Genomic DNA, 25,138 nt, shown 5'->3' with positions numbered 1-25,138 from the left:
CCGCCCGCTCATGCCTGCGGGGCTCCCGGTGTCGCGGCCGCCGCAGTGAAGTGCTGGCGCAGCTTGTACTTCTCGATCTTATTCGTCGGTGTCCGCGGAATGTCGTCGACGACGCGGTAGTGCGATGGTCGCATGAACTTCGGCATCGACTCCACCGCGTACGCGCGCAGCTCCTCGACCGTGACGCTGGAGCCTTCCCCCGGTACGACGTAGGCGACGATATCGTCCTCGTCGCCCTCTGTGCTCGGGACAGCGAACACCGCGGTCATCTGCACCTCGGAGTGGCCGTTGAGAAGGTCTTCGACCTGGAAGGAGGAGAGGTTCTCACCCTTGACGCGGATCCGGTCGCCCAGCCGGTCGACGAAGCGGAAGGATCCGTCCTCCTCCTGCATCGCCGAATCGCCGGTGTGGAACCAACCGCCGCGCCAGGCCTTCTCCGTCGCCTCCGGCTTGCCGATGTACTCCGTCATCATGATGTGGTCCATGGTCGGGCGGAACGCGAGCTCACCGGGCACACCGCGGGGGCATTCCTGATCATCCACGTCCAGGATGGTCGCGTCGACGAACCGGCCGGGGACGCCCATCGCACCCTTGACCGTGACGGTCTCCCCGTCCACCACGGTGAGGCCCTTCTGCTCGACAGCCGCGACGAGGCGGTCACCGGTCAGGCCCTTGCGCAGGTGTTCCGGAGTGCCCGAACCGTCCTGCGTCTCACGCATGAAGAGTTTCAGGGGTGCGCCCGACTCCGTCTGTCCGAAGCCAGCGCTCACGCAGTCGAATCCGAACCTCCGCGCCACAGCGGTGTGGTGCAGCGGGAGCGGCTGCATGTGGACCTTGCTCAGAGTGTTCTCCCGGTCTTCAGGCGTCTCCGGAGCCTTCATCAGCCACGGGATCATGACGTCCAGCAGAATAGCTGCGGTCGCGCCCCGTCGGTCGATCCGCTCCCAGAACTCAGATGGTGAGAACTTGTTCCAGACGGCGGCTTCGCAGCCCATCCAGATCGCCCGTCCGACGTTCGCGAACGCCCCGCCCACGTGGTACATCGGCAGGTCGTTGTACACGACGTCGTCGGCACCGAGATAGGACCGCAGACCGAAGGTGTACTGGTTGATCCACAGGTGCGGCTGCAGCACGCCCTTGGCCGGGCCGGTCGTGCCAGACGTGTAGACGATGTTCGCCGGGTCCTCCGGTGAGATGGCGACGTCCGGTCGCTGCGCATCAGCCGTCACCGTCGACCACGGCACGCGCGGCACGCCTGCGACCGGACCGTCGGAATCGTCGTCCAGCACCACGACCCGGATGTCCGTCTCTGTACGGATGTCGTCCCAGACCTCCGGCACCCGTTCGTACAGGGCCGCGTCGGTGAAGAGGAGCTGCGGAGATGTGTCTCGCAGCTGATAGGAGAGCAGTCGGCCCTGGTAGGAGAAGTTGATCGGGCTGTACACCGCGCCGGCCTTCCAGCAGGCGAACATCAGCGTGGCGGCGAAGAGGCTGTTGGTCGTGAAGACGGAGATCCGATCGCCCTTGCTGATCCCGAGTCCCGCGAGGTTGCCCGCGATCCTGTCGGTGATCGCGCCGAACTCCTGATACGTGAACTCAGTATCGGTCTCACCGTCGTACAGGCAGACGGCGTCGGAACGCTCGACCGTCCAGTGGTCGAGCCGCTCGAGCAGCGTCGTGCCATCGGCGGTGATGAGCGAGGTGAGTTCAGCGGCTGACGCGGTCTCCCTTGCGGCACTCCTGTGTGCGTGAGAACGAGTGGTCCTTGCGCGATCCGTCATGGTCGGACACCGAAGGACGGCTCTCCGACCAGTCGCGGCAGGACGGCGTAGGCGTCGACGACCCATTCGCACAGTCGACGACGGGTCGTCCGCGGATCGATGATGTCCTGCACGCTGAAGGTCTCCGCGGTCCGGAAGCGCGAGGACACGAGCTCCATCTCATGGGTGATCTCTGCGAGCCGCTTCTCCGGGTCGTCGTGCGCGGCGAGCTCCGCACGGAACGCGGCCTCGATGCCGCCCTGTGGTGGCAGCGAGCCCCAGTCGCCGGACGGCCACGCCCAGCTGCGCACTGCGCGATGGCGGTTGACGATGCCCGCACCGCCGACACCGTAGACACGCCGCAGGATGATCTCCGCCTGAGGAATGCGCGCCTGGTAGATCGCGGCGATCGCCCGTGCTCCCGCGCGGATCGTCGCGTCCTTCTCCGCCTGCAGACCGATCGTCATCCCGGCCTGATCGGTGAGGCTGACCAGCGGGAGGTGGAACGCCTCGCAGATGTCGACGAGCCGCTCGACCGCCTGCGCCCCTTCACGCGAGAGTGTGGCGCCCTGCGAAGGGTCGGCCGTCACGACACCGACAGGGCGACCATCCAGGCGGGCGAGCGCGGTGTAGGTCCCGTCGCCGTACTCGGCGAAGCGGAAGACGGAGCCGTGGTCGAACACCGCATGGAGAATCGGTTCGATGGCGTAGATCTGGCGCGGGTTGCGAGGCACCGCCGCGGCCAGGGACTCCTCCGACCTGTCCACGGGATCGGAGTTCTCAGCGACAGGAGGCAGCTCATCGACTGACGAGGGAAGGTAGGAGAGGAAGTCGCGCACGACCTCGAAGGCGGTCTCCTCATCGGGCACGAACCGCTCGACCGTCCCATTCGTCCGGTGCACGGCCTCTCCCCCGAGCCCGTCCTTGTCCAGGTCCTCCCCCGTGGCCGCCTTGACCACCGGAGGGCCCGCGGTGAAGAGCTGCCCGATGCCCTGGACCATGACCCCGAAGTGCGACATGACGAAGCGCGCCGCACCGAGCCCCACCGTCGGACCCGCACAGACGGAGACCACGGGGATGCGCGACATGTTGTCGACCACGTGGTCCCACCCCGGGTTGACCGGCAGGTACATGGCCTGCGCGGTGAGCACCTTCTTCACGCTGCCGCCGCCGCTGGCGCCGTCGAGCACGCGCACCATCGGCACACGCATCTCACCGGCCAGCTGCTCGGTGAAGACCTGCTTCTGGTGCACGGCGGCATCGCCCGATCCGCCGCGGATGCTGAAGTCGTCGACCCCGAGCAGGGCGCGCCTGCCCCTGATCCGCCCGGTCCCGGACAGGAAGTTCGACGGCCGGACGCCCAGCAGGTTCCCGTCCTCGTCGTACTCCCCGTACCCGGCGAGCGGGCCGATCTCATCGAAGGACCCCTCGTCCGCCAGTGCTGCGATCCGCTCGCGGGCAGTCAGCCGACCGGATTCATGCTGCCTGGCGACCTTCGCAGCCCCGCCGTGCTTGTAGGCCTCCTCATGCCTGCGCCGGATCTCCTCGATCTCCTGCTCCCAGTCACCTGCACCGGTCGCACGGTCACCGCCGCCGAGGTCCGCTCCCGAATCGTCCGCGCCGGCCTGGCCGTATGCGAGGGTCTGGCCGGCGTCCACCGTGTCTCCCGGAGACACGAGGATTCCAGCGAGTGTCATCCCGACATCCACGGTCACCGGGTGCTCCATCTTCATCGATTCGACGACGGCGAGGACGGTCCCTGATCGGACGCTGTCACCCACCTCGGCGTTGATCGAGATCACCACGCCGGTGAGCTTCGCGGTGATCGCCACCGCGCCCTCCGGCACCGCGGCCGTCGTCGACTCCGTCTGTCGCGCCTCGATGTGGTCGTCCGGCAGGGTGTGCTCGACGAGTGACGGCAGGGCCGCCTCGAGATAGCCGGTGTCAACATCGCAGCGACGGAATGTCTCGTCGATCAGGATCGCGTGCAGGAGCGTGCGGTTGGTCTGCAGCGGCGCGATCCGCAGGTCCGCGAGCGCGCGAGCCGTGACGTCGACGGCCCCGAGGAAGGAATCGGAGTGGCCGATGACCTTGGCGACCAGTGAATCGAAGCGTGGACTGATCCGCCCGCCTCCGCGCAGAGCGGTGTCGACGCGGACGTAGCGACCCGCCGGCAGCACGAGGTCGTCGACCGGCCCCGCGCTGGGGGTGAGGGTTCCGTCAGCCTGGAGGGCCTCGGCATTCACCCGGACCTGGACTGCCGACCCGTGGACGGCCGGCGGTTCTGCCAGGCCGACGTCCTCCAGCACGGCACCCTGCGCGACCCTCAGCTGTGCGGCGACGAGGTCGATGCCGGTGACCTGCTCAGTGACCGTGTGCTCCACCTGCAGTCGCGGGTTGACCTCCATGAAGTAGAACTCGTCCCCGGATACGAGGAACTCGACCGTTGCGAGAGAGGTGAGGCCGACGGCGGATGCGATAGTCAGCGCAGCGTCTGTCATACCGGAACGGAGTTCTGCGGTCAGGCTGGGGCTGGGAGCGATCTCGACGATCTTCTGATTGCGGCGCTGCACCGAGCAGTCCCGTTCGCCGAGGTGCTGGTACGCGGTCCCGTCGCCGATCACCTGGATCTCGATATGACGAGGTTCGCTGACGAACTTCTCGAGGAAGAAGTCCCCGGATCCGAAGTGATGCTCCGCTTCGCGGGAGCATTCGTCCATCACCCGCGGCAGGTCTGAGGCATCGTCCACCCGACGCAGCCCGCGGCCGCCGCCGCCTGCCGTGGCTTTGACCATCACACTGCCGTGCTCGCGGAGGAACTCCGCAGCCTCGGCGGGAGTCGGTGACAGTCCGGTGCCGGGGACCACGGGAACAGCGACCGACTCTGCCAGCCGGCGGGCCTTCGCCTTGTCCCCGAACACGTCGAGCGCGTCCGCATCCGGTCCGATGAACACGATGCCGGCCTCAGTGCACGCACGGGCGAGGTCCGCATTCTCGGAGAGGAACCCGTAGCCCGGGTGGAGGTATGCGGCGCCGGACGACAGTGCTGCGCCGATCACCTGGTCGATCTCCAGATACGGGGACGCCCCGACGCCGTTCAGCAGCACTGCTTCGTCAGCGTGGCGGATATGAGCATCATCATCGGATGTGTGGATCACCGCCGCCGTCATCCCGACCGCGTGCACGGCATCGACTATCCGTACTGCGATTTCACCGCGATTGGCGACGAGAACTGTCGACATCAGGACCCTCCAGCGATTGACGCCTATGTCAATGACTGATTCAACCACCGGTTGACTCTCGTGTCAATCGGCGCGATGATTTCTGAGGACAAGGATGTCACGCCGGCACCACAGCAGCAGATCGGAGACAACGATGTCGATGGCGAGAGACTGGGAAGTCGCAGCAGCCGAACTGGACGGACTCCGCGACCTCTGGCCGCCCGAAGTCCCCCGCACCCTGAGCGAGCCGATCCCGGGCGGAAGCCTGATCGACTACCTCCGGAAGTGGGCCGACGAGCGTCCGGACACCACCGCGATCCACTTCTACGGCCGCGACATCACCTATGCAGAGCTCGATCGCAGCTCTGCGGCGTTCGCCGGATGGCTCGCCTCCCAGGGCGTCGAGCCCGGCGACCGCGTGGGCGTCTACCTCCCCAACTGCCCGCAGTTCACCATCGCATTCCTCGGAATCCTGCGGATCAACGCCGTGCATGTTCCGATCAACCCGATGTTCAAGAACCAGGAGCTCGCCTACGAAGTGCGCGACGCCGGGGTGTCCGCACTCCTGGCCCTTCCCGACTTCGCGCCGCAGATCGATGAGGTGCGCGCCGATCTCGGGACCGATCTGACCGTCGCCTACACGCAGCTGGGCGACATGCTCGAGTCCGAGGCCGTCCCGCCGGCGCCGTTCGGTCCCGTCGACTCGCAGCTGCCCAGCGATTGGGCGGAGATCCTCGGGCACTCCCCGGCCGAGCCGATCGACGTCGATCCTGATGCACTCGCCGCGCTCAACTACACCGGTGGCACGACCGGGATGCCGAAGGGGTGCGAACACACGCAGGCGCACATGGTCTACACGGGCCTCGCCGCGCTGGCAGGTCAGGGACGCACGCCCGGCACCGGACGCGAATCCGCCCTGGGCTTCCTGCCGATGTTCTGGATCGCAGGCGAGAACCTCTCTCTGCTGGTACCGATCGTCGACGGCTCCACAGTCGTCATGATGACGCGGTGGAATGCCAAGGCGGCGCTCGAGCTCATCGAGTCCCAGCGGGTCACGTTCATGGTCGGGCCCGCAGACAACTACGTGGAGATCATGGAGCTGCCGGACTTCAGCGCCGCACGCGCCGCGTCGTTGACGACCTGCAACGCCGTGTCCTTCGTCCGCAAGCTCGACCCGGAACTGCGCGCCCAGTGGCGCGACGCGACCGGTGTCTCCCTGCGGGAGGCGTCCTACGGGATGACCGAGACCCACACCTCGGACACCTTCGTCCTGGGGCTCGGGGTCGACGACCAGGACCTGCTCTCCGAACCCGTGTACTGCGGCTACCCGGTGCCGGGCACCTTGATCGTCGTCGTCGATCCGGACCTTCGCCCGGTCCCCGTCGGCACTCCGGGCCAGATCCTCGTCCGCTCCCCCTCTCTCCTCACCGCGTACTTCGAGAAGCCGGAGGACACGCGCGACACGCTGGTCGACGGCTGGCTGCTCACGGGCGACACCGGGCGATTCGACGAGCACGGCGCACTGACCTACCTCGCGCGGACGAAGGAGATGATCAAGGTCAACGGGATGAGCGTCTTCCCCTCCGAGGTCGAATCCTTCATGCGCGCACACGAAGCGGTCGAGCGGGTGGCCGTCGCGCCGCGCGACGACGCAGACACGGGACAGAAGCCGGTCGCCTTCATCGAACTCCGCGAGGACTCCAGCGCATCCGTCGACGACATCCGCGCATGGGCCGGGCGACAGATGGCCGGCTACAAGGTCCCCGAAGTCGTCCTGGTCGATTCGATGCCGATGACGGCGACCGGGAAGATCCGCAAGGTGGAGCTCATCAAGGCGCTCACCCACGTGTGACCCGCCCCCGCAGGACCGGGCACACGCCGCGGACGGTCGACGGACTCGCGTGACGGTGCGCGTCGCGGTGCGTGACGTCGTGCGTGTCTTAATGCGTGTCTTGATGAGTGTCGTGGTGCGTGACGCAGGCGCCCTATCGGGTTCGCGTGAGGGGGATCACACACGAGGGCGACGGCGGATTCGGCAGTGAGTCGGACCTCGGCGGCTCTCCCAGCGTCAGCAGAGGAGCCTCCTCATGGAGCCGATCTACAGTGCCGCCATCGTCCTCGCGTTCATCGCGGTGGGCGAACTCGTCTCGATCTGGTCGAGGGCCCGGGTCCCCAGCCTGCTCGTCGCGATGCTGGGCATCTTCATCTTCGCGCAGCTGGGCCTCGTCCCGAAGACCGTCGTCGACGATTCGATGATGCCGGCGATCTACACGATCCTGGTGGCGCCGATCCTCTTCCACATGGGCTCGCTCATCCCGCTGCCCACCCTGCTCAAGCAGTGGCGGTCCGTCATCATCGCGCTCTCCGGCATGCTCGTCGCAGTGCTGCTGCTTGCCGCGGTCGTCGCGCCGCTGTTCGGATTCGAGCACTTCGTGGCTGGAGCGGGGCCGCTGTCCGGCGGGATCGTCGCGACGAGCCTCACGACGGAGGGACTGACAGCCGCCGGAGTGTCATCGGCGATCATCGTCCTTCCGTCCCTGGTCCTCATGATGCAGTCGCTGCCCGCGATGCCCATGACGAACTTCCTGCTGCGCCGCTTCGCGATCAGCCTGCGCGACAGCGGGGAGCTGGAGAGGCTGTCGACGGAGGCGAAGTCGCGGGCGAGCAGCGGCGAGGGCAGTCCTGCGGGCGGCGGTCAGGGCGGCACGGCCGTCGCGACGAAGAAGAAGCCGGTGGACCTGCCCCCGTTCCTCGCCGACAACCAGCTCTTCAACCTGTTCGCCGTGCTGCTGGGAGGATCGGTCGCAACGCTGCTGGCCGTCCCCACCCACATCCCGGCGTCGATCCTCGCACTGCTCCTGGGCATCGCGTCGACGGCCATCGGCCTCACCCCGGAGCGGGCACTCGAGAAGTCCAACTCGTTCGGCATCGCGATGGCCGGTGTCATCGCGATCATCATGGCACCGCTGGTGACTGCGTCGCTGTCCGACGTCCTCGCCGCGCTGCTGCCGATGGTGGTCATCCTCATCGTCGGCGGCGCCGGCATCATGCTGGGCGGGTTCGTCGCGACGAAGCTGCTGCGGTGGAAGTCGTCCCTCGGCATGTCCGTCGCGCTCACCGCGATGTATGGCTTCCCCGCGGACTATCTGCTCACCGCCGAGGTCGCCCGTTCCGTGGGGCGCGACGACGAGGAGCGCGAGCAGCTCACGGACGCGATGCTGCCCGCCATGCTGGTGGGAGGCTTCACCTCGGTGAGCGCCGGCTCCGTGGTCATCGCGAGCGTGCTGGTGAGCTTCGTGTGAAGGGGTGACAGCCGCAGACCGGATGCAGGATAACGGCTAGATCAGATGGACCGGCCCCCTGATCAACTTTAAGGGTTAAAGTTGATCAGGGGCCCGCTCGAGTCCACGACAAGCGCTACATGCACGGAGAACCGGCTGACCGGGAACGGGCCCTGCTCGCGCACCGCGCAAGACGATCGAGGAGGCACCGTGGGGATCTGGCAACCGCGGCACTGGGAGTCAGAGGTGGACTCCGGCGTGCCCCGACGGGAGAGGCGCTCAGGGGAGTTCTGCGCGTACATCCCCGACCTGCTCACAGACGCGCCGCTCATGCTGAGCCCCGCGACCGCCCGGCTGCTGGCAGAAGCCGAGACTGCGGTGCGTCGGCTCGACCGGCGCAGCGCTCACGGCCTCGCGTCACTCAGCAGGTTCCTGCTCCGTTCCGAGGCGATCGCATCCTCTCGGATCGAGGGGCTCGCCCCGAGCGCCAAGAAGATCGCACTCGCAGAGCTGGGGCAATCTGAAGACGTCGAAGGACTCAGTGACACCGCGGTCCTCGTTGCCAACAATATGACCGCAGTGCGCGATGCCTCGCAGACGATCGCCGACACAGGAACGATCACTACCGACCATCTCCTGGAGCTCCAGAGCTCCCTGCTGACCGATGCCCCGCGCCTTCACGGAGTACGGACCACTCAGAACTGGCTGGGCGGGTCCGCGTATCACCCGTTCGAAGCAGAGTTCGTGCCCCCCGGACCCGAACATGTCGAAGGACTCATGGATGACCTCGTCGAATACATGAACGGCGCGGCGCACTCCCCCATCGTCCAAGCGGCACTCGCGCACGCTCAGTTCGAGACCATCCACCCCTTTGCAGACGGCAACGGTCGAGTAGGGCGCGCGATCATCCACACCGTCCTCACGCGCCGCGGTCTCTCCGCCGATTCCATCCTGCCGGTGAGCCTCGTGCTCGCCACGTTCCGCGACGAGTACATCCACGGGCTCACTGCGTATCGACGGGACGGGTCGTCGGACTCACGGCAGGTTGTGGAGGGGAAGGAAACATGGATCTCTGTCTTCGTCGAGGCCGTCCTCCACGCAGCCGAGCGCGCGAGTGAACTGGCCGACGACATCGACGCGCTTCGAGAAGAATGGACCGCCCTCATCACCGATCGTCGAAAGGCCGAGGGCAGGAGTCGAGCCCTTCGGAGCGACTCAGCGGTCACACTCATCCTCAACGATCTGCCGGGGACGCCCGTCCTCACCCCCGTGACAGTGGCCCGCATCCACGGCGTATCTCCTCAGGCCGCTCATACGGCCCTCGAAACTCTGCGTGAGGCTCACGTGCTGGAGACCGCATCCATCGGTCGCGGCAAGCGAGCATTCCTCTCGCCGGATCTGCTGAATCTCATCTCCGTCGCCGAACGAAGGCTGGCGAGCACGCAGTTCGATACACGGCTCTCCCCTCCGAACCGGCCGGTTCCCGCTCGCCCGCTCTGAGCAGGACGCGCTCACCGCTTCCGCACGCCGCCGCGGTACACCTGGGACACTCGCCTGCGCGCTTCAGACAGCCCGACGCGGGACAGATCGCCCTCGAACAGCACCAAGTCCGCCGCGTAGCCGGGGGCCACGCGGCCCACAAGTGCCAGCCCGCCTGCAGCAGCCGACGCACCACCGCCCGTTTCACCGCCGGCCGCAGCACCGCCACCACCGGCGACACCGCTCGGCACGCCACCGGCGCCCGCACCGGCCACTGCTTCAACGGAGTCCAGCCCCAAGAGCGCTGCCGCCGCCGTCGTCCCGGCCCGCAGCGCCTCCTCCGTCGACAGACCGATGCCGACCATCAGCTCCAACTCCTCGAGGTTCTCCCCGTGGGGTCCCACACCGGCGTCCGTGCCCATCGCGATCTTCACGCCCGCCTGATGCGCGGCCGCGATCGCCTCACGATGGATGTCCGCGACCATCCGTGCCTTCTCCACGACCGCCGGCGGCAGCGCTGCACCCGCGTCCGCCGCATCGATGACCGCCTGCGGAGCCTGCAGAGTCGGGACGAGGAACGCGTCCTTCTCGAGGAACAGCTCGATCGTCTGCGCGTCCAGGTAGATGCCGTGCTCGATCGACCGCACCCCTGCGCGCAGCGCGCTGCGGATGCCCTCCGCGCCCTGTGCGTGCGACATGACGTACGTGCCCTGCGCCGCGGCCTCGGCGACGACCACCTCGATCTCCGCCTGCGTGAACTGGCTGTGCCGCGGATCGTCAGCGGGTGACAGCACGCCGCCCGTCGAGCAGATCTTGATGTGGTCGGCGCCCGCCCGCAGGATCTCCCGCGTCTTCGCACGCACCCCTTCGAGCCCGTCGGCCACGCCGTCCGGCCGGCCCGGATGCCCCGCGAGCAGCGGCATGTGCGCGCGGGACGCCATCCGCCCGTCGCCGTGCCCACCGGTCTGGCTCATGATCGACACGGCCGCGCGCAGATCCGGTCCGTCGACCAGACCCTCTGCGAGCGCCGCCTTCACGCCCGCGTCCGCGCCACCTGCGTCCCGCGCCGTCGTCACACCCGCCTGCAGCGTCTTCTCCAGGTTCCGCGCCGCTCGGAAGAACTGCAGCGAGAACGGTTCGACGAAGGCGTCGAGACTGCCGGCGCCCTCCGTCGCCACATGCACGTGGCAGTCGATGAGACCCGGTGTGAGGGTCTGCCCGCTCCCATCGACGACGTCGACGACGGACCCCGCCGCCGAGGCCTCGGCCGCCACAGGCGCTCCTCCCGCCTCCGCACTGCGGACGGCTTCGATCACGCCACCCCGCACCAGGACGTCGTGCGTGCCGATGAAGCGGTCTCCGTCGAAGACCTCTGTTCCTGTGATGACGAGCGTGTCCGTCACGCGGTTCCTCCTTGATCGTCGTTGATCGGCCGGGCCGTTTCCTCGGCCCAGCACCGGGTGCCACCGGTCGGTGACCCCTCCGGCGGGTCGCATCCGCGCACCCTCCCGCCGGAAGCACCAGCTTTCATCAGACCGCACAGCTTCTTTCCTGTGCGGTCTGATGAAAGTTGGTGGAAACTGGGTTCTTCAGTGCCGCGGCCGGTGGTGGGTCTTCTCGCCCGACTCGCCTCGCGCCAGCCTGCGCATCGCCAGGTGCGCCAGCAGCGCCGCCTGGTCGCCCAGGACGGAGTCGTCGAAGACGACGAACGGGGAGTGGTTGTCCGCCTGCTGATCCTCCGGCACGTCGTCCCGCCTGGCTCCCAGCATCATGTAGGTCCCCGGCACCTCGCGTAGCACGTAGGAGAAGTCCTCGCTGGGCATGACCGGGTCGTCCACGAGATGCATCCGGTCCTCACCCAGCAGTCCGGCGACCTCCTCGGCGACCCATGCCGTCTCGTCCGCATCGTTCACGGTGACGGGGTACTGCTCGTCGAAGACGACCTCGGCGGTGCAGCCGTGCGCGGCGGCGATGCCTTCAGCCACGCGGGTCGCATGCTCGCGGAACCGCGCGACCGAATCCTCCGACAGCGTCCGCACGGTGGCACCCAGCGACGCACTGGCGGGAATGACGTTCACCATGTCCCCGGCCTGCAGCTGCGTGATCGACATGACGACCGGGTCGAACACGTCGAACGTCCGGGTCACCATCGTCTGCAGTGCGCCGATCATCTCTCCGATCGCCGGGACGGGGTCCGTCGCGTTGTGCGGCTGCGACCCATGGCCGCCCTCACCGTCGACGGTGACGGTCAGCACGTTCGAGCCCGCCTGCAGTGTTCCCGGCTTCGTCGCGACCATCCCGTTCTCCCGGACGAGCACGTGCACGCCGTATGCCGCGCTCACGCGCACTCCCGCTGCGTCGAGCACCCCCTCGCGGATCATGACGGAGGCGCCGTTGAAGCCCTCCTCGCCGGGCTGGAACATGAACACGACATCGCCGTCGAGCTGATCGCGGTACCCGCACAGCAGCCGCGCCGCGCCCACGAGGCCCGCGGTGTGCAGATCGTGGCCGCACGCATGCATGCTGCCGTTCTCCGACCGGAAGGGCTCGTCCGTGCGCTCCTCGACGGCGAGCGCGTCCATGTCGCCGCGCAGCAGCACGGCCTGGGCACCCTCCTCGAGGCGCCCTGGGCCGGTGCCCCGCAGCACTGCCACGACCGAGGTCGTCTCCACTCCCGTCGTGATCTCCAGCGGGAGCCCCTCCAGTGCGGTGAGCACCGCCGACTGCGTGCGCGGCAGGTCGAGCCCCACCTCCGGGTGTGCGTGCAGGTCGCGCCTCAGCTCCTGGAGAGCCGGCAGAAGGGCCTGGCCTTCAGCGACGAGGTCAATCATCGTGTCGTCCTTTCCGTCGTCGGACGACCACCGGACCCCACCAGCGAGCATCCCGTGTGCCGACACCCATGAGCAGTCTGCACTCCGTTCTCGAGTGTACGACCGCACGCCCGACGGGCACAGGGCTGCGACGGATCGGCGTCGTCTGCACCGAGCGCCGGGGGTTCTGCGCCCGCATCCGCGTCCGTGCCGGTGTCCGCCTCTGTGTCCGTACCTCTTCGTACTGTCATCGCATGGTCCCGCACCCGCCGGTCCAGCGCATCACCCGAGGAGCAGTCATGGATTCGCCGCAGACTTCGTTCGGCCTCCCCCGCGCCGTCCATCCCGACCTCAGCCCGGCCGCCGCACCGTCCACTGCGGAGCCGCCCGGAACCGCCGCCGTCACCGAAGGTCCCGCGGACGGCGGCCCGCCGCCGCCCGCAAGGGTGGCCCCGGACTGGACCGCGGCCACCGGCCCGTTCAAGGTCTACTCGCCGGACGCGACGGACTGGACCGTCGGCATCGACCTCCGCATCACGCCGGATGGTCTGGCGCTCACCACCCCGTCCGGCCACCACGGCTTCGCCGCGGACCGCTTCACCGTGGAGATGTCGCCGGACGGGATGTTCGTGTGGATCCTCGGGGACCGCCTGGACAATCCCGCCGTGACGGTGCTCATGCCGGCATCGCTGGAGGACCTGCAGTCGCGACTCCCCCGCGTGGAGTTCGCGGACCTCGAAGAGGCGGCCCACGTCGTCCGCCGCCTCACTGCCGCCACGGCCGCCGGGCGGCACACGAAGCACCGCTTCGGGCTGGACCGGTCCGGCGACATGGGACTCGTCATCAACCCGTTGGAGGGCGAACCGGTGCTGGCGCTGCTGCGGATCGTGGAGAAGGGCATGGAGTTCCGTGCCGGTGGGATCTGGGAGGCGGACTCCCCCGCGAAGAGGATCCCGCCATTCACCTCACTGATCCCCGTCACCCGGAAAGCGGTGTCGCGCTTCGACCACCTCGAGCGCTCGCCCTCCATGAGCCTCAGTCTGTTCCGTCGCTTCGTGATCCCGGGGACGTGGAACGGGTCAGGAGAGGCACAGTCCGAATCCGCGACGCCGGACAGAGGGGCTCTTCACGTCAGCTGAACTGCACCCGCACCTCGCCCATCCCCTGGTACTCCGCGATGACGGTGTCGCCGGCGCTCACCGGCAGGGGCCGGGTGAAGGACCCGGACAGCAGGAGCGCCCCGGCGGGGATCTCCTCCCCCCGTTCGGCGAAGCGGTTCGCCATCCAGGCGGCACTGGCCGCGGGATGACCCAGCACGGCTCCGGACACTCCGGTCTCCACGATCGAGCCGTTGATGAAGAGCTTCGCGCCGATCCACGTCAGATCGAAAGCGGCGGGGTCGAACTCCTCCGCGCCCCGGACCACAGCACCCAGAGCGGCGTTGTCGCTGATGGTGTCCATGACCGTCATACCGTCCTCGACGAAGTGGCAGTCGAGGATCTCCAGGGAGGGCACCACGCACTTCGTCGCAGCGAGGATGTCTGCAGCCGTGAACGCGCCTTCTGCGTCGGAGCCCTGACCCGGGACCAGCGGTGAGGCGAGGATGAAGGAGAGCTCCACCTCCACCCGCGCGTTGTTCCACGCAGCGGCCTGCACCGTCGACCCCGCATCGAGGATCTGGTCTTCGAAGATCACACCGTAGTCGGGCTCATCGAGCCCGAACGCCCGCTGCATCGCGACGGACGTGAGGCCGATCTTGAAGCCCGCGACCCGTCCGCCCGCTGCTTCACGACGGGCGCGCCACAGGCGCTGGACCTCATAGGCATCCGCCACTGTCATAGCGGGGTGCCGCCGACTTGCGGGAGAGATCCGCGTCCCGGTCCGCGCAGCCTCGGCGAGCTCATCCGCGAGCCCCGCAGCCTGCACGTCGGTCAGTCCCCTGTGGGACGCGTCATCCGTCATCGATCCACCCTTCACGGCCCTGTGAGTCTCCACACACGCCCCTTGTGAGACGGCGCACAGGCATCACGCCCTCGCGCCCACCTAATGCCAGCATATTGCAGGGAATCCCGTCGTAGGAGGCAGGATTTCACGTGCCGCGCACATCAATGCGACCCGCTTCCGATATAACCGTTTCCGGCCGGTCGCGTGGTCCGTCTCCACGACATTGAGCCAGGTCACAGGTTCGGTAGCATTACCGTCGCTCTTCACGAGAGCACCGGCTTCAGCCGATCCATCACTCCCCAATCGGACCTGTTCGCTCAACGGAGAGGTGCCCATGAGCACATCACGCACTAGCCACGACGGCGCCGCATCGGCCGTTGCTGACCCCGGAGCCGTGGCGACCGCCACCGCCCCGGAGGGCGACCCTCCCGCTGAGACGATCGAGGTCGAGGAGCAGCTGGACTTCGACCGCGACCCCGCGAACACCGGAACGCACCTCCCTCTGTTCTGGCGCGTGGTCGTCATGGCGCTCACCATCGCCGGTGTGGTGCTGGTGCTCAACCAGGTGTTCTTCTGGAACCTGGGCGGCACGAACCTGCTGACGAACAGCTTCCTGTACTACCTGCTGGCCGCGTTCCTGCCGATCGTGTTCATCATCTGCCCGATCAGGAAGCAGCCCGGCGGCGCCACGTCACGCACCTCCGTGCCCTGGTACGACATCGTTCTGGCCGCCCTCATCTTGGTCACGGCCGTCTACTTCGGCATGAACGGCCAGCGGATCTTCGAACGCGGCTGGGACTACGTCGCACCGCCCACCGCGATGGTCTTCGCGTTCCTCCTGTGGATCCTGGTGCTGGAGACCCTGCGCCGAACGGCGGGCCTCATCGTCACGGGCATCGCACTGGTGTTCTCCCTCTACCCCGTCTTCGCCGCGGGCATCCCCGTGAGCTTCCTCCAGGGCATTCCGTTCCGCCTGGACCTCACCGCGCAGATCCACGCGATGGGCGTCGACTCGATCATGGGGCTCCCGCTGCAGACAGCGGCCAGCCTCCTCGTCGGCTTCCTCATCTTCGGTGTCGCCCTGCAGTTCTCCGGCGGCGCAGTCTTCTTCTACGACCTCGCCATGAGCGCGTTCGGCCGCTACCGCGGCGGTTCCGCCAAGGTCTCCGTCGTGTCGTCCGCCGCCATGGGCATGATGTCCGGCTCCGCCGTGTCCAACGTGCTCACCACCGGCCCCATGACGATCCCCGCCATGAAGCGCTCCGGGTTCCCCGCGAAGTACGCCGCAGGCATCGAGGCCACCTCTGCGACCGGCGGCACGATCACGCCGCCGATCATGGGCACCGCAGCGTTCCTCATGGTGTCCTTCGTCGGCGTCCCGTACGGACAGATCGCCCTGGCCGCCGCGATCCCCGCCTTCCTCTACTTCTGGGGCATCTTCCTCCAGGTCGACGCATACTCCGCGAAGTCCGGGCTGCGCGGCATGCCCAAGGAGGAACTGCCCACGTTCGGCCGCACCGTCCTCAGGGGCGTTCCGTACATCGTCGCGCTGGTCGGCCTGGTCCTGCTCCTGGTCGTCATGAACAGCGAGTCGCAGGCCCCCTTCTGGGCCATCGGCTTCCTGCTCCTCTGCATGCTCTTCATGAAGCGCTTCAAGCTCACGCCCACGTCGTTCCTGAACTTCATCTACGCCTCCGGCAAGACGGTCGCAGAGATCATCGGCATCATCGCGGGCGTCGGCCTCATCGTCGGCGGTCTGTCCATGACCGGCGTCTCGCTGTCCCTGGCACGCGAGCTGGTCAACCTGGTCGGCGACAACCTCGCCCTCATCCTCATCGCAGGCGCACTGACCAGCTTCGTGCTGGGCATGGGCATGACGGTGTCCGCCGTCTACGTCCTGCTGGCGATCGTCATGGCCCCCGCTCTGACCGAGATGGGAGTCAACCCGATCGCGGCGCACCTGTTCGTCATCTACTGGGCGACGGTCTCCTACATCACCCCGCCGGTGGCACTGGCGTCGTTCGCCGCGGCGAACATCGCCCGCACCCCACCCATGGCGACGTCGATCACCGCGATGCGGCTGGGGTCGGTGAAGTACATCATCCCGTTCGCGTTCGCCGTGAACCCTGCGCTCGTGGCACAGGAGTCGACGCTGACGCAGATCCTCGTGGCACTGGGATCGGCGATGATCGGCATCTACCTCCTGGCGACCGGCTTCGAAGGCTATCTCACGCTCAACCACCGCAGGATCGGGATCGTCATCCGCTCCGTCTCCCTCGCCGCAGGTCTGCTCCTGCTGTGGCCGGCCACCGTCTCGACCCTCATCGGACTCGGTCTGGCCGCCCTCACGGTCGTCCTCGCATTCCTGTTCGGCACGCGGGGGCCGGACTTCACCGCCACCGCCGTTCCCGCGGCCACCGGGTCGCATGCCGCCACCAGCTCGAAGAAGGAGGCCCGCGTATGAGGCGCCTGCCCATGCTCACTGCGGCAGCGGCCGCATCCGCACTGCTGCTCTCCGGCTGCGCCGGACCGGACGAGACGACGATGGTGGGCGGGATCCGCGACCCGTTCGTCATCTCCACGTACGGCACCGGGACGTCGACGTACGCGGACACCGCCGCGGTCTCCGATGCCGTGTCCCAGGCCACCGGGTCCCGCGTCCGCATCATCACGTCCGATACGGCCATCGGCCGCATGGCGGCGATGAAGTCCGGTGCTGCGGTGATGGGCCGCCTGGGCGATGAGTACATCTTCGCGTACGAAGGACTGAACGAGTTCGCGAACGAGGACTGGGGCCCCCAGGACACCCGCGTCGTGTGGGCGCCGCTGTCACCGCACTCGCTCCTGTCGCGCACCGCGGACGACATCGAGACGCCCGCAGACCTCAAGGGCCAGAAGATCCCCAAGATCACCGCGAATCCGTCGGTGAACGGTAAGATCGACGCCTACCTGGCCTACGGCGGCCTCACGCGCGACGACGTGGAGGAGGTCGAGATGGCCTACGGCGAGCAGCCGGAAGCGCTGAGGCAGGGCCAGATCGACATGCTGTACCAGCAGGTCTACGGCGCGACCCTCTACGAGCTCGAGTCGCAGGTCGACGTGTCGTGGATCGATCTCGACCCGGACGACGACGAGGCCGTGGACCGCATCGAAGAACTCACGGAGTCGGTCAACGTCCTTCCCTTCGACGGCGCCCCCGCGCAGGAGGAGGGCGAGGAGACCCACGGCTTCGTCTACACGCTGCCCATCACGGCGATGGAGGAGACCAGCGACGACGAGGTCTACGCGCTCATCTCTGCGATGGCGGAGAACTTCGAGGTGTACGAGAACACCACCGTCAACACACCGCGCTGGAATCCCGAGGACGTCGAGGACATGCCGCGCGAAGCGCCCTTCCACGACGGCCTCATCCGGTGGCTCGAGGAACAGGACCGCTGGACTCCGGAGGCTCGGGAGAAGCAGGACGAGCTCCTGGAGCGCGGCGAGCGCCTCGACGCGGAGTGGGCCGAATTCCAGGCCACGGAGCCCGCAGCGGACGAAGAGCTGGCACTCTGGATCGAGTGGCGCGCCCAGAACGGCCTCGGCAAGGCGAACGACGACCCGAACGCCATCGAGTGACCGCCTGACAGCGTCAGCGGCGCAGGGATCGATAGCCCTGCGCACCGCTCCCACCGCGCCCACCGCCTGCGATCGTCGAGACGTCGGGCGGTGGGCGTGGTGCTCTCCTTCGTGCAGCCTCCTTCGTGCCGCCGGCCCACTCCACCGAGGTCGCCCGTGCCACGAGCAGCGGGACGGGTATCACTGCGGTCCCGGACCCGCCGCCTGCAACCGGACCCGCCGCCCGCTTCGGTCTGTGAGACTCGCCTTGACGCCTCAACACCAGCTGTGAGGTGATGAGGCGGATACTCCGCAGGACAACGACGTCGAAGGAGGGGCACACGACATGTTCGGGCTCCCGATGAGCACCACACTGATCATGAGCGGCGTCATGCTGTTCTGGGTCGTCTACACGATCGTCTTCTACGCGAGGACGAAGGACTGGACCCTCGAGGACGTGGACTACGACGCGAAGAGCGACGGCCTCGGACCGGCGGGCCACAGCCCGCTCGACCCGTCGGCACCCGGAGAGGGGACGCGCTGATGTCCATCGAGATCGTCTTCATCCTCCTCTACTTCGCGGCAGTGATCGGCATCGGCCTGGCGGTGAGCCGCCGCAGCTCCAGGAGCCGCGAGGGCTACCTGCTGGGCGGCCGCAGCCTGGGCGCTCCTGTCACCGCACTGCGCATGCAGGCCACCTCGATGTCCGGGTACATGTTCCTGGGCGCCGGCGGCCTGGGCTACAGCCAGGGCTACTACGGCATGTGGTTCGCGCTGGGCGACCTGGGCGGCGGTGTCCTGAACCTGTCGATCATCGGCCGGCGGATGCGCAAGCTCTCCTACCTGCTGGGCTCGATCACGTCGATCGGGTACCTGGAGCGTCGCTACCCCTCGGTGTGGACCAAGCTCGTCGCGGGACCGATCGCACTCGCGTGCCTGTTCCTCTACGTGCTCGCGCAGCTGCTGGCGGGGGGCCAGGGCTTCGCGTCCGTCACCGGGCTGGGCCTCAACATCTCACTCGTCATCGCGGTGTCGATCATCCTCATCTACACCTTCCTGGGCGGCTACCTCGCCGTCGCCTACACGGGATTCCTGCAGTCCATCATCATGGTCATCGGCATGCTGTGGATCCTCATCGCCACCGTCCAGCACGTGGGCGGCCTCACCGCCGGTCACGAATCGCTCGGTGACATGAACGCGAACCTGCTGACGATGTGGGGCGCCGACGGCCAGTACTTCGGCGAGTGGGGGATCATCCTCGGTGCGCTGCTGATCTTCTCGATCGGCTACATGGGCTATCCGCACGTGAACGTCGGGCACATGTCGATGAAGCGTCCGTCGATCGCCCGCAGGGCGGGCCTGTGGTCGACCGGCTTCAACCTGCTGTTCATCCCCGGCGCCTATCTCATCGGCATGTTCGCCCTGCTCATCGTGCCGAACCTCGACAATCCGGAGCTCGCGATCTTCGAAGTCGCTCAGGTCGTCCTGCCGCCCTTCGCGGTGGGCCTGGTCATGGCGGCGATCATGGCCGCGATCATGTCGACGGCGGACTCGATCCTCCTCCAGGCCGGCACGATCGCCTCACAGGACCTGGGCGGCGCCCTCATCAAGAACCTCAGCGAGAAGGCAGCGGTCAACATCTCCCGCCTCGTCATCCTCGTGATCGCGATCGTGGGGCTCATCCTCGCGATGTGGCGGCCGCCGGGCGTCTTCGACCTCGTCGTCTTCGCCACCGCGACGATGGGCTCCGCCTTCGTCCCGGCCTACGTGTGCGCGGTCTGGTGGAAGAAGGCGAACACGCCGGGCGCCATCACCTCGATGATCGCCGGCGCCGTGGGCGCGGTCGGGGCACAGATCTTCGACACGGGCAGCATGTGGGGAATGGATCCGATGATGGTCGGCATCATCGCCTCCGTCCTGGGCATCATCATCGGCTCGCTCGCGACCCAGAAGTCGCACCCCGTGCCGCCCCAGGTCCTCGCAGCCGTGGAGGAGACCATGCGCGTCGCACCGATCCCCAAGCACCTGGTGATCGGCGAGGACGCGACGCTGTCCACCCAGCGCCCCGGGGCAGCGGAGTGACCGGGGCACGCGCATCGACGACAGCGCCGTGACGGAATCGACGGGGCCCGAGGCCGCAGCCGGCTCCGCAGCCTCGGCCGCGGCGGGCGCGCCGGCGCCCTCCGTGGCCTGGCCCGTCCGCGTCACGCACGACCGCGCGATCGCGTGGCTGCGGCGGCGGGTGCCGGGTGCCGCCGCCGTGCGGGCCCAGCTCTACCACCACCCGATGCTCGCGACCTCGTACGAGGTGCGGAAGCGCGACGGCTCCGCCTCCGCACACGCACTGGTCGACCTGGTCGGCGGCCGCGCGTACGCGACGGAGCCGTGGGAGCACGTCGCCTTCGTCCCCCTCGCCGAAGCTGAGGCGGCGTGCGCGGCGGCGATCTCCGATCCGGTCCGCGTCCTCGACGATGAGCGGGGGGAACGAGCTGCACGGGACCTGGTGCGCAGCGTGCTGCTGCGCGGCAGGCGACTGGGCCCGCCGGGGCAGCTGCATCCGCTGCGGGAACCATTGCTGTTCGGCAAGCCCAACTGGTGGCTCACCGCCACGAAGGACGGGCGACCCGTCGAGATCATCCTGGATGGACTCACCGGCCGCCACTACGCGCTCACGGCGTAGACGAACACCCTCTCCGGTGGGCCTGCGGACACCGAGTGCGGCACCGGCCCCTCGTGCTTTCGGGGTCGTGGTTCGGGGTCGTGGTCCTGGACACGGTCTGTAGCCTGACAGGGTGACCGAGGGTGGTCACGAGGAGGAGACATGCGCGAACTCGTGTACTACGTGGCGGTGAGCCTCGACGGGTACATCGCAGGACCGGACGGGCAGTTCGACGCGTTCACGTTCGAGGGCGACCATATGAGTGCCCTCACCGAACGCTTCGCCGACGCGGTCCCGACCGTCTACGCGGAGCAGCTGGGACTCGACCAGTCCGCAGGGGGCTTCTCGACGGTCCTCATGGGCTGGAACACGTACGCGGTCGGCCTCCCCGTGGGGATGGACAGCCCCTACCGCCACCTCGAGCAGATCGTGTTCTCACGCACTCAGCAGACGGAGGCGGAGAACCTGCGCGTCACGGCGGAGGACCCGGTCCGCACCGTCCAGGAACTGCGCGGACAGCCCGGCGGTGACATCTGGCTGTGCGGCGGAGGCCGTCTCGCCTCCCAGCTGCTCAGCGAGATCGACCGAGTCGTCCTCAAGCGCAATCCCGTCGTGTTCGGCGACGGCATCCCGCTCTTCGCCGCGACGGAGTACGAACCCACCCAGTTCGAGCACCTCGAGACGACCGCCTACGGCTCGGGTGTGATCGTGAGTGAGCTCGTGAAGCGCAGCGCGTAGGCTGCGCTCCTTCCTCTGTTCGGAGGTCAGGAGTCGGAATCGAGGTGGGCGGCGTGGTTCAGGCGGTCAGGTGCCTCACCACCGGCACGGGCGCGGCCCGGCTGCGGCACCCGGACGGGTGGTATCGTCGGTGGTGAACCACCGCCGGGCCCGAAAAGGACTCCCTCATGCCCGATTGGCTCGCTCCCATCGCCTACATCCCGGCCTACTGGGGCATGCTTCTGCTGGTGGGCGGAGCCGCGGCACTGGTGTTCTACGTCGTCTGGCGGAGCCTCAACGGCGATACCCGCACCTGGGCGGTCCTGCCGCACTTCCCGCTCCAGGTCTCCCACCACAACACCTGGCCGTTCATGCTGGCGATGATCGGCATCGGGTTGGTGACCCTGCTGCCCACCGTGTTCTTCGAGGCCTGGGCTATGGAAGGGGCCCGGCAGGCCGTCTGGAACGTGTTCCTGGTCCCGGCGGCGCTGGTGGCACTGTCCTTCTTCTGGTGGCCGCTGGCGTGGACGCCGACTTGGTTCAAGAACTGGGCACTCCGCTCGAAGATCGATCCGGAGACCAACCCCTGGACCGATGCGGACATCGACCGGGTCAAATCGGCACCCGACTCCAAGCGCCGTCGGCGAGCGCTGAAGGACATCGCCCGCCTGGTCGGTGAGGCGGAGGTCGAGGGACTGCGGGAGAGGACCCTGCTCGAACGGGAGTCGGAGCGGATCGAGGACTACAACGAACGGCTCGGGATCACCGACGACATGGATTCCATCGAGCGGGCCCTGCTCATCAAGGCCGACCGGAAGCGCCGGAAGGAACAGCAGAAGGCCGACGGGCAGGCCGCGCGGGGCCGCCAGGACTGACGGTGGCCCCCACCGCCCGGGAGTCCCGCAGACCAGCAGTCCCGCCGAGCCAGCCTGACCTGCCAGCGGGCGAGCGCCCGGGGATGATCACGGGCAACCGGCCGGTCCCGAACCACGACCAGGAGGGGGTCCACGCGATCCAGGGAGGTCAACGACCTGCTTGACGCGGCCGAGGCCGAGTCACTTTCCACCTGTGACCTCTGCAGCGCCGCCCCGATTCATCCGTCCCCCGCTACCACCCACCTGTGGAGACAGTCGGCTGACGGCATCAGCGACCACCCGACACGATCATCGCGGCCAGTTCTTGCCGCGACGGCTCTCGATCGCCTCGTTGTAGCGGCGCAGGTAGTCCACGAACTGCAGGACTTCTCCCTCCGACCAGTCCTCGAGGATCCGCGCGAATCCCTGCTTGCGCGCCTCGAGCTCTGCGGTGAGGCGACGCACCCCCTCCTCGGTGGGGCGCAGCTTGCGGGCGATCCCCCCGTCTGGGTCCGGGATGCGCTCGAGCAGCTCCGCCTTCATCGCCGCCGTCGTCTGCCGGTGGATCGTGGAGACGTCCATGTCGAACGCCTCGGCCAGCTCCGCGACCGCCATCGGGCCCTGTGCGTGCAGCCGCGACAAGAGGATCACCGCGCTGCGGTCCAGCGGGACGTCCCGGTCCTTGGGCGCGACCCCCTGCAGGGCGAAGCGCGTCAGCAGCATCTGCTCACGCACAAGATCCTCGAACACATCGTCCTGCATCGCACCATTGTCGCAGGTGAGATCTTCCCCAAGAGACATCGTGTCGCTCACACTCAGCATGGCGGCATTCCTTTCTCACCCGCACATTTGTATACTGCAATCGTATTGCATTCTACAATTGCGTGTTTCACCTGGAGTCCCATGCGCGCGGCCGCGGCCACCTCGTCCACCACCGATCCCCACACCTCGCTCACCCGCCCCCTCACCGGGACGGACCCTTCCTCGAACGGTCCCGCCTCCGCCGCTGCACCTCCGGACTCCCCCGCGCCCACCCGCGTGACGCTGGTCCTCGCGACCGCGTGCACGCTCGTGGCGATGATGCAGTCGCTCATCGCACCGCTGCTGACGATCCTCCCGCCCAAGCTGGGCACCACGCCGGGCGCCTTCACCTGGGCCGTCACCTCCACGCTGCTGGCGGGAGCGGTGGCCACCCCCATCGCCGGGCGACTGGGCGACATGCTCGGCAAGAAGCGCGTGATCGTGGGCCTCATGGTCCCGATGCTCATCGGCTGCGCCGTGTCCGCGATGTCGACGGACCTCACCACCATGGTGATCGGCCGGTCGCTCCAGGGCATGGGGATCGGAGCGATCCCAGTCGCCGTGGCACTGCTGCAGGACGTCGTCCCGCCGCAGCGGCGTGCCACGGCGATCGCGCTGGCAAGCGCGTCGATGGGGATCGGCGGCGGGCTGGCGCTCCCCCTGTCCGCCGGCTTCGCGCAGTTCTTCGACTGGCGCCTGCTCTTCTGGATGTTCGCGCTGCTGGGTGCGGTGATGCTCGTGCTGGTCGCGACCCTGGTGCCATCGGGGGCGCGCCCCGGTCCCGGTCAGCGGTTCGACGGGCTGGGCGCGGTCCTCCTGGCGGTCGGGCTCGTGTCGCTCCTCATCGGCGTCTCGCAGGGGACATCGTGGGGGTGGGCCTCGTGGGAGACGATCGGCGCATTCGCGCTGGCGGTCGTCGCACTCGCGTCGTGGGCCGTGTGGGAGCTGCGCGCCGCGCAACCGCTCGTCGACCTGCGCACCGCTGTGACGCCGGTCGTCCTGCTGACGAACACCGCCTCGATCTTCGCGGGCATGTCCATGTACATCACGCTCGTCGCGACGCCGCAGATCCTCCAGCTGCCATCGGGGTCCGGTCCGGGGCTGGGCGTCTCGCTCCTGGCGGCGGGCCTGCTCATGCTCCCCGGCGGGTTCATCCAGATGCTGCTGGCCCCGGTGGGCGGGCGCCTCATCAACGCGAAGGGGCCCAAGGTCGCACTCATCGCGGGCCTGGGCGTCATCGCCATCGGCTACGGGAGCATGCAGGCCTTCCTCGCGAGCGCGATCGGCCTGATGTTCGCCCACATGATCATCAAGGGTGGGGTCGGGATCGCATACGGTGCGATGCCGGCGCTCATCATGCGCTCCGTGTCCCCGTCTGCCACGGGTTCGGCGAACAGCTTCAACACACTCATGCGGTCGATCGGCAGCTCGACGGGCTCCGCCATCGTGGGTGCGGTGCTCGCAGCGGTGACGATGTCGATCGGAGGAGAGGCCGTCATGTCGGAGGCCGGATTCCGGATCGTCTACCTGATCGGGTTCGGCGTGGCGATCGTCGCCGTAGCGATCGCGTGCTTCATCCCGTTCCGCTTCGGCGCGAAGGGCGCGGCGAAGCGAGCCTAAGCGGAACTGAGCGGGGCTGAGCGGTCGCCGCGGGAGACGCGTCCCGTCGGCTCACCGTCCGTTCGCCGCCTCCATGCTCCTCTGACCGCGGCACGCAGCGGCGAAGCGAACACGGACGCGGCGAACGGGCAAGCACACCCCACTTGGCGAGGGATGCCCTTACGGTTCGACGGACCGGCGCACGCGGGTGGCCCACGAACCAGCAATCCGTCCGTCGTGGGGCAGGCAGCCGCGCTCCCGCACGAAACACCGCCCTTCACCCCGCGTTGAGGCCCGCGAACCACCACCTTTCATCAGGTCGCACAACTTGTTTCCTATGCGGTCTGATGAAAGGTGGTGGGTCGCGTCTTCCCGCATGGGCCGGGCGGCGCGGCGAACACGGAGGCGGCGAACGG

At 68.0% G+C, this 25,138-nt stretch carries 19 protein-coding genes; 13 read left to right on the top strand and 6 right to left on the bottom strand.

Translation table 11 applies throughout. The features are described 5' to 3' along the window. Nucleotides 1-8 precede the first annotated feature (8 nt). Nucleotides 9-1,781 carry an AMP-binding protein gene (locus tag BJEO58_RS04970; protein ID WP_101588274.1) on the bottom strand — a complete coding sequence of 591 codons (1,773 nt, stop codon included), beginning with the start codon at nt 1,779-1,781 and terminating at the stop codon, nt 9-11. Continuing rightward, nucleotides 1,778-4,945, bottom strand: a complete 3,168-nt coding sequence (locus BJEO58_RS04965) for an acetyl-CoA carboxylase family protein (protein ID WP_246076072.1) — start codon at nt 4,943-4,945, stop codon at nt 1,778-1,780. Before BJEO58_RS04965 ends, BJEO58_RS04970 begins: the two co-directional genes overlap by 4 nt. Between BJEO58_RS04965 and BJEO58_RS15135 the strand changes: the two genes are divergently transcribed. From BJEO58_RS15135 to BJEO58_RS04950, 4 genes are all read left to right on the top strand, one after another. Beyond that, nucleotides 4,889-5,041, top strand: a complete 153-nt coding sequence (locus BJEO58_RS15135) for a hypothetical protein (RefSeq protein ID WP_246076108.1) — start codon at nt 4,889-4,891, stop codon at nt 5,039-5,041. The genes BJEO58_RS04965 and BJEO58_RS15135 overlap by 57 nt on opposite strands. A gap of 94 nt (nt 5,042-5,135) precedes the next feature. Further along, on the top strand, nt 5,136-6,833 hold the full coding sequence (locus BJEO58_RS04960; RefSeq protein WP_219617073.1) for an AMP-binding protein: 1,698 nt from the start codon (nt 5,136-5,138) through the stop codon (nt 6,831-6,833). Nucleotides 6,834-7,068: 235 nt separating this feature from the next. After that, the gene (locus BJEO58_RS04955) at nt 7,069-8,283 is read left to right on the top strand and encodes a hypothetical protein (RefSeq protein WP_101588271.1); all 1,215 of its coding nucleotides are present in this window, start codon (nt 7,069-7,071) and stop codon (nt 8,281-8,283) included. Nucleotides 8,284-8,472: 189 nt separating this feature from the next. Beyond that, complete coding sequence (locus tag BJEO58_RS04950) at nt 8,473-9,762, top strand: Fic family protein (protein ID WP_101588269.1); 1,290 nt, start codon at nt 8,473-8,475, stop codon at nt 9,760-9,762. Between the two features lie 11 nt (nt 9,763-9,773). Here the strand turns inward: BJEO58_RS04950 and BJEO58_RS04945 are convergent, their stop codons facing one another. Together BJEO58_RS04945 and BJEO58_RS04940 are read right to left on the bottom strand one after the other, a co-directional pair. Continuing rightward, nucleotides 9,774-11,144 (bottom strand): metal-dependent hydrolase family protein, encoded by a 1,371-nt coding sequence (locus tag BJEO58_RS04945; RefSeq protein ID WP_246075904.1) that lies wholly within the window; start codon nt 11,142-11,144, stop codon nt 9,774-9,776. Nucleotides 11,145-11,330: 186 nt separating this feature from the next. Continuing rightward, the gene (locus tag BJEO58_RS04940; protein ID WP_101588565.1) at nt 11,331-12,572 is read right to left on the bottom strand and encodes a M20 metallopeptidase family protein; all 1,242 of its coding nucleotides are present in this window, start codon (nt 12,570-12,572) and stop codon (nt 11,331-11,333) included. 233 nt (nt 12,573-12,805) lie between these two features. Here BJEO58_RS04940 and BJEO58_RS04935 point away from each other — a divergent pair, with 233 nt between their 5' ends. Beyond that, nucleotides 12,806-13,690, top strand: coding sequence for a hypothetical protein (locus BJEO58_RS04935; protein ID WP_144573785.1), 885 nt, complete (start codon nt 12,806-12,808; stop codon nt 13,688-13,690). Here BJEO58_RS04935 and BJEO58_RS04930 read toward each other — a convergent pair. Further along, nucleotides 13,683-14,513, bottom strand: coding sequence for a 2-keto-4-pentenoate hydratase (locus tag BJEO58_RS04930; RefSeq protein WP_101588564.1), 831 nt, complete (start codon nt 14,511-14,513; stop codon nt 13,683-13,685). The two genes, BJEO58_RS04935 and BJEO58_RS04930, sit on opposite strands and share 8 nt — an antisense overlap. A 316-nt stretch (nt 14,514-14,829) precedes the next feature. Between BJEO58_RS04930 and BJEO58_RS04925 the strand changes: the two genes are divergently transcribed. From BJEO58_RS04925 to BJEO58_RS04895, 7 genes are all read left to right on the top strand, one after another. After that, a complete protein-coding gene (locus BJEO58_RS04925; RefSeq protein ID WP_101588264.1) occupies nt 14,830-16,959 on the top strand; it encodes a TRAP transporter permease in 2,130 nt (709 codons plus the stop codon). Next, a complete protein-coding gene (locus tag BJEO58_RS04920; RefSeq protein ID WP_101588262.1) occupies nt 16,956-18,113 on the top strand; it encodes a TAXI family TRAP transporter solute-binding subunit in 1,158 nt (385 codons plus the stop codon). The genes BJEO58_RS04925 and BJEO58_RS04920 overlap by 4 nt, the downstream gene beginning before the upstream one ends. 325 nt (nt 18,114-18,438) lie before the next feature. After that, the gene (locus BJEO58_RS04915; RefSeq protein WP_101588261.1) at nt 18,439-18,636 is read left to right on the top strand and encodes a hypothetical protein; all 198 of its coding nucleotides are present in this window, start codon (nt 18,439-18,441) and stop codon (nt 18,634-18,636) included. Further along, on the top strand, nt 18,636-20,174 hold the full coding sequence (locus BJEO58_RS04910) for a sodium/proline symporter (RefSeq protein WP_101588259.1): 1,539 nt from the start codon (nt 18,636-18,638) through the stop codon (nt 20,172-20,174). Before BJEO58_RS04915 ends, BJEO58_RS04910 begins: the two co-directional genes overlap by 1 nt. 28 nt (nt 20,175-20,202) lie before the next feature. After that, nucleotides 20,203-20,772, top strand: coding sequence for a hypothetical protein (locus BJEO58_RS04905; protein ID WP_101588258.1), 570 nt, complete (start codon nt 20,203-20,205; stop codon nt 20,770-20,772). 141 nt (nt 20,773-20,913) lie between these two features. Continuing rightward, complete coding sequence (locus BJEO58_RS04900) at nt 20,914-21,489, top strand: dihydrofolate reductase family protein (protein WP_101588256.1); 576 nt, start codon at nt 20,914-20,916, stop codon at nt 21,487-21,489. Between the two features lie 167 nt (nt 21,490-21,656). After that, the gene (locus BJEO58_RS04895) at nt 21,657-22,343 is read left to right on the top strand and encodes a hypothetical protein (RefSeq protein ID WP_087003532.1); all 687 of its coding nucleotides are present in this window, start codon (nt 21,657-21,659) and stop codon (nt 22,341-22,343) included. Between the two features lie 288 nt (nt 22,344-22,631). Here the strand turns inward: BJEO58_RS04895 and BJEO58_RS04890 are convergent, their stop codons facing one another. Next, the gene (locus tag BJEO58_RS04890; protein WP_101588563.1) at nt 22,632-23,084 is read right to left on the bottom strand and encodes a MarR family winged helix-turn-helix transcriptional regulator; all 453 of its coding nucleotides are present in this window, start codon (nt 23,082-23,084) and stop codon (nt 22,632-22,634) included. Between the two features lie 141 nt (nt 23,085-23,225). Between BJEO58_RS04890 and BJEO58_RS04885 the strand changes: the two genes are divergently transcribed. Continuing rightward, complete coding sequence (locus tag BJEO58_RS04885) at nt 23,226-24,743, top strand: MFS transporter (RefSeq protein ID WP_101588254.1); 1,518 nt, start codon at nt 23,226-23,228, stop codon at nt 24,741-24,743. Nucleotides 24,744-25,138: the final 395 nt, after the last annotated feature.

Origin of the sequence: Brevibacterium jeotgali, assembly GCF_900169175.1 — a bacterium.
Lineage (GTDB): Bacteria > Actinomycetota > Actinomycetes > Actinomycetales > Brevibacteriaceae > Brevibacterium > Brevibacterium jeotgali.
Note: the sequence above shows the minus strand (reverse complement) of the source record. Positions and strands in the feature narration are given on the sequence as shown.

Excerpts from the sequence above, each read along its gene's own strand:
- BJEO58_RS04940 (WP_101588565.1), bottom strand. The coding sequence starts at position 12,572 with ATGATTGACCTCGTCGCTGAAGGCCAGGCCCTTCTGCCGGCTCTCCAG.
- BJEO58_RS04895 (WP_087003532.1), top strand. The coding sequence starts at position 21,657 with ATGCCCGATTGGCTCGCTCCCATCGCCTACATCCCGGCCTACTGGGGC.
- BJEO58_RS04900 (WP_101588256.1), top strand. The coding sequence starts at position 20,914 with ATGCGCGAACTCGTGTACTACGTGGCGGTGAGCCTCGACGGGTACATC.
- BJEO58_RS04920 (WP_101588262.1), top strand. The coding sequence starts at position 16,956 with ATGAGGCGCCTGCCCATGCTCACTGCGGCAGCGGCCGCATCCGCACTG.
- BJEO58_RS04955 (WP_101588271.1), top strand. The coding sequence starts at position 7,069 with ATGGAGCCGATCTACAGTGCCGCCATCGTCCTCGCGTTCATCGCGGTG.
- BJEO58_RS04960 (WP_219617073.1), top strand. The coding sequence starts at position 5,136 with ATGTCGATGGCGAGAGACTGGGAAGTCGCAGCAGCCGAACTGGACGGA.
- BJEO58_RS04910 (WP_101588259.1), top strand. The coding sequence starts at position 18,636 with ATGTCCATCGAGATCGTCTTCATCCTCCTCTACTTCGCGGCAGTGATC.
- BJEO58_RS04915 (WP_101588261.1), top strand. The coding sequence starts at position 18,439 with ATGTTCGGGCTCCCGATGAGCACCACACTGATCATGAGCGGCGTCATG.
- BJEO58_RS15135 (WP_246076108.1), top strand. The coding sequence starts at position 4,889 with ATGAGCATCATCATCGGATGTGTGGATCACCGCCGCCGTCATCCCGAC.
- BJEO58_RS04930 (WP_101588564.1), bottom strand. The coding sequence starts at position 14,513 with ATGACGGATGACGCGTCCCACAGGGGACTGACCGACGTGCAGGCTGCG.
- BJEO58_RS04890 (WP_101588563.1), bottom strand. The coding sequence starts at position 23,084 with ATGCAGGACGATGTGTTCGAGGATCTTGTGCGTGAGCAGATGCTGCTG.
- BJEO58_RS04935 (WP_144573785.1), top strand. The coding sequence starts at position 12,806 with ATGGTCCCGCACCCGCCGGTCCAGCGCATCACCCGAGGAGCAGTCATG.
- BJEO58_RS04925 (WP_101588264.1), top strand. The coding sequence starts at position 14,830 with ATGAGCACATCACGCACTAGCCACGACGGCGCCGCATCGGCCGTTGCT.
- BJEO58_RS04970 (WP_101588274.1), bottom strand. The coding sequence starts at position 1,781 with ATGACGGATCGCGCAAGGACCACTCGTTCTCACGCACACAGGAGTGCC.
- BJEO58_RS04885 (WP_101588254.1), top strand. The coding sequence starts at position 23,226 with ATGCGCGCGGCCGCGGCCACCTCGTCCACCACCGATCCCCACACCTCG.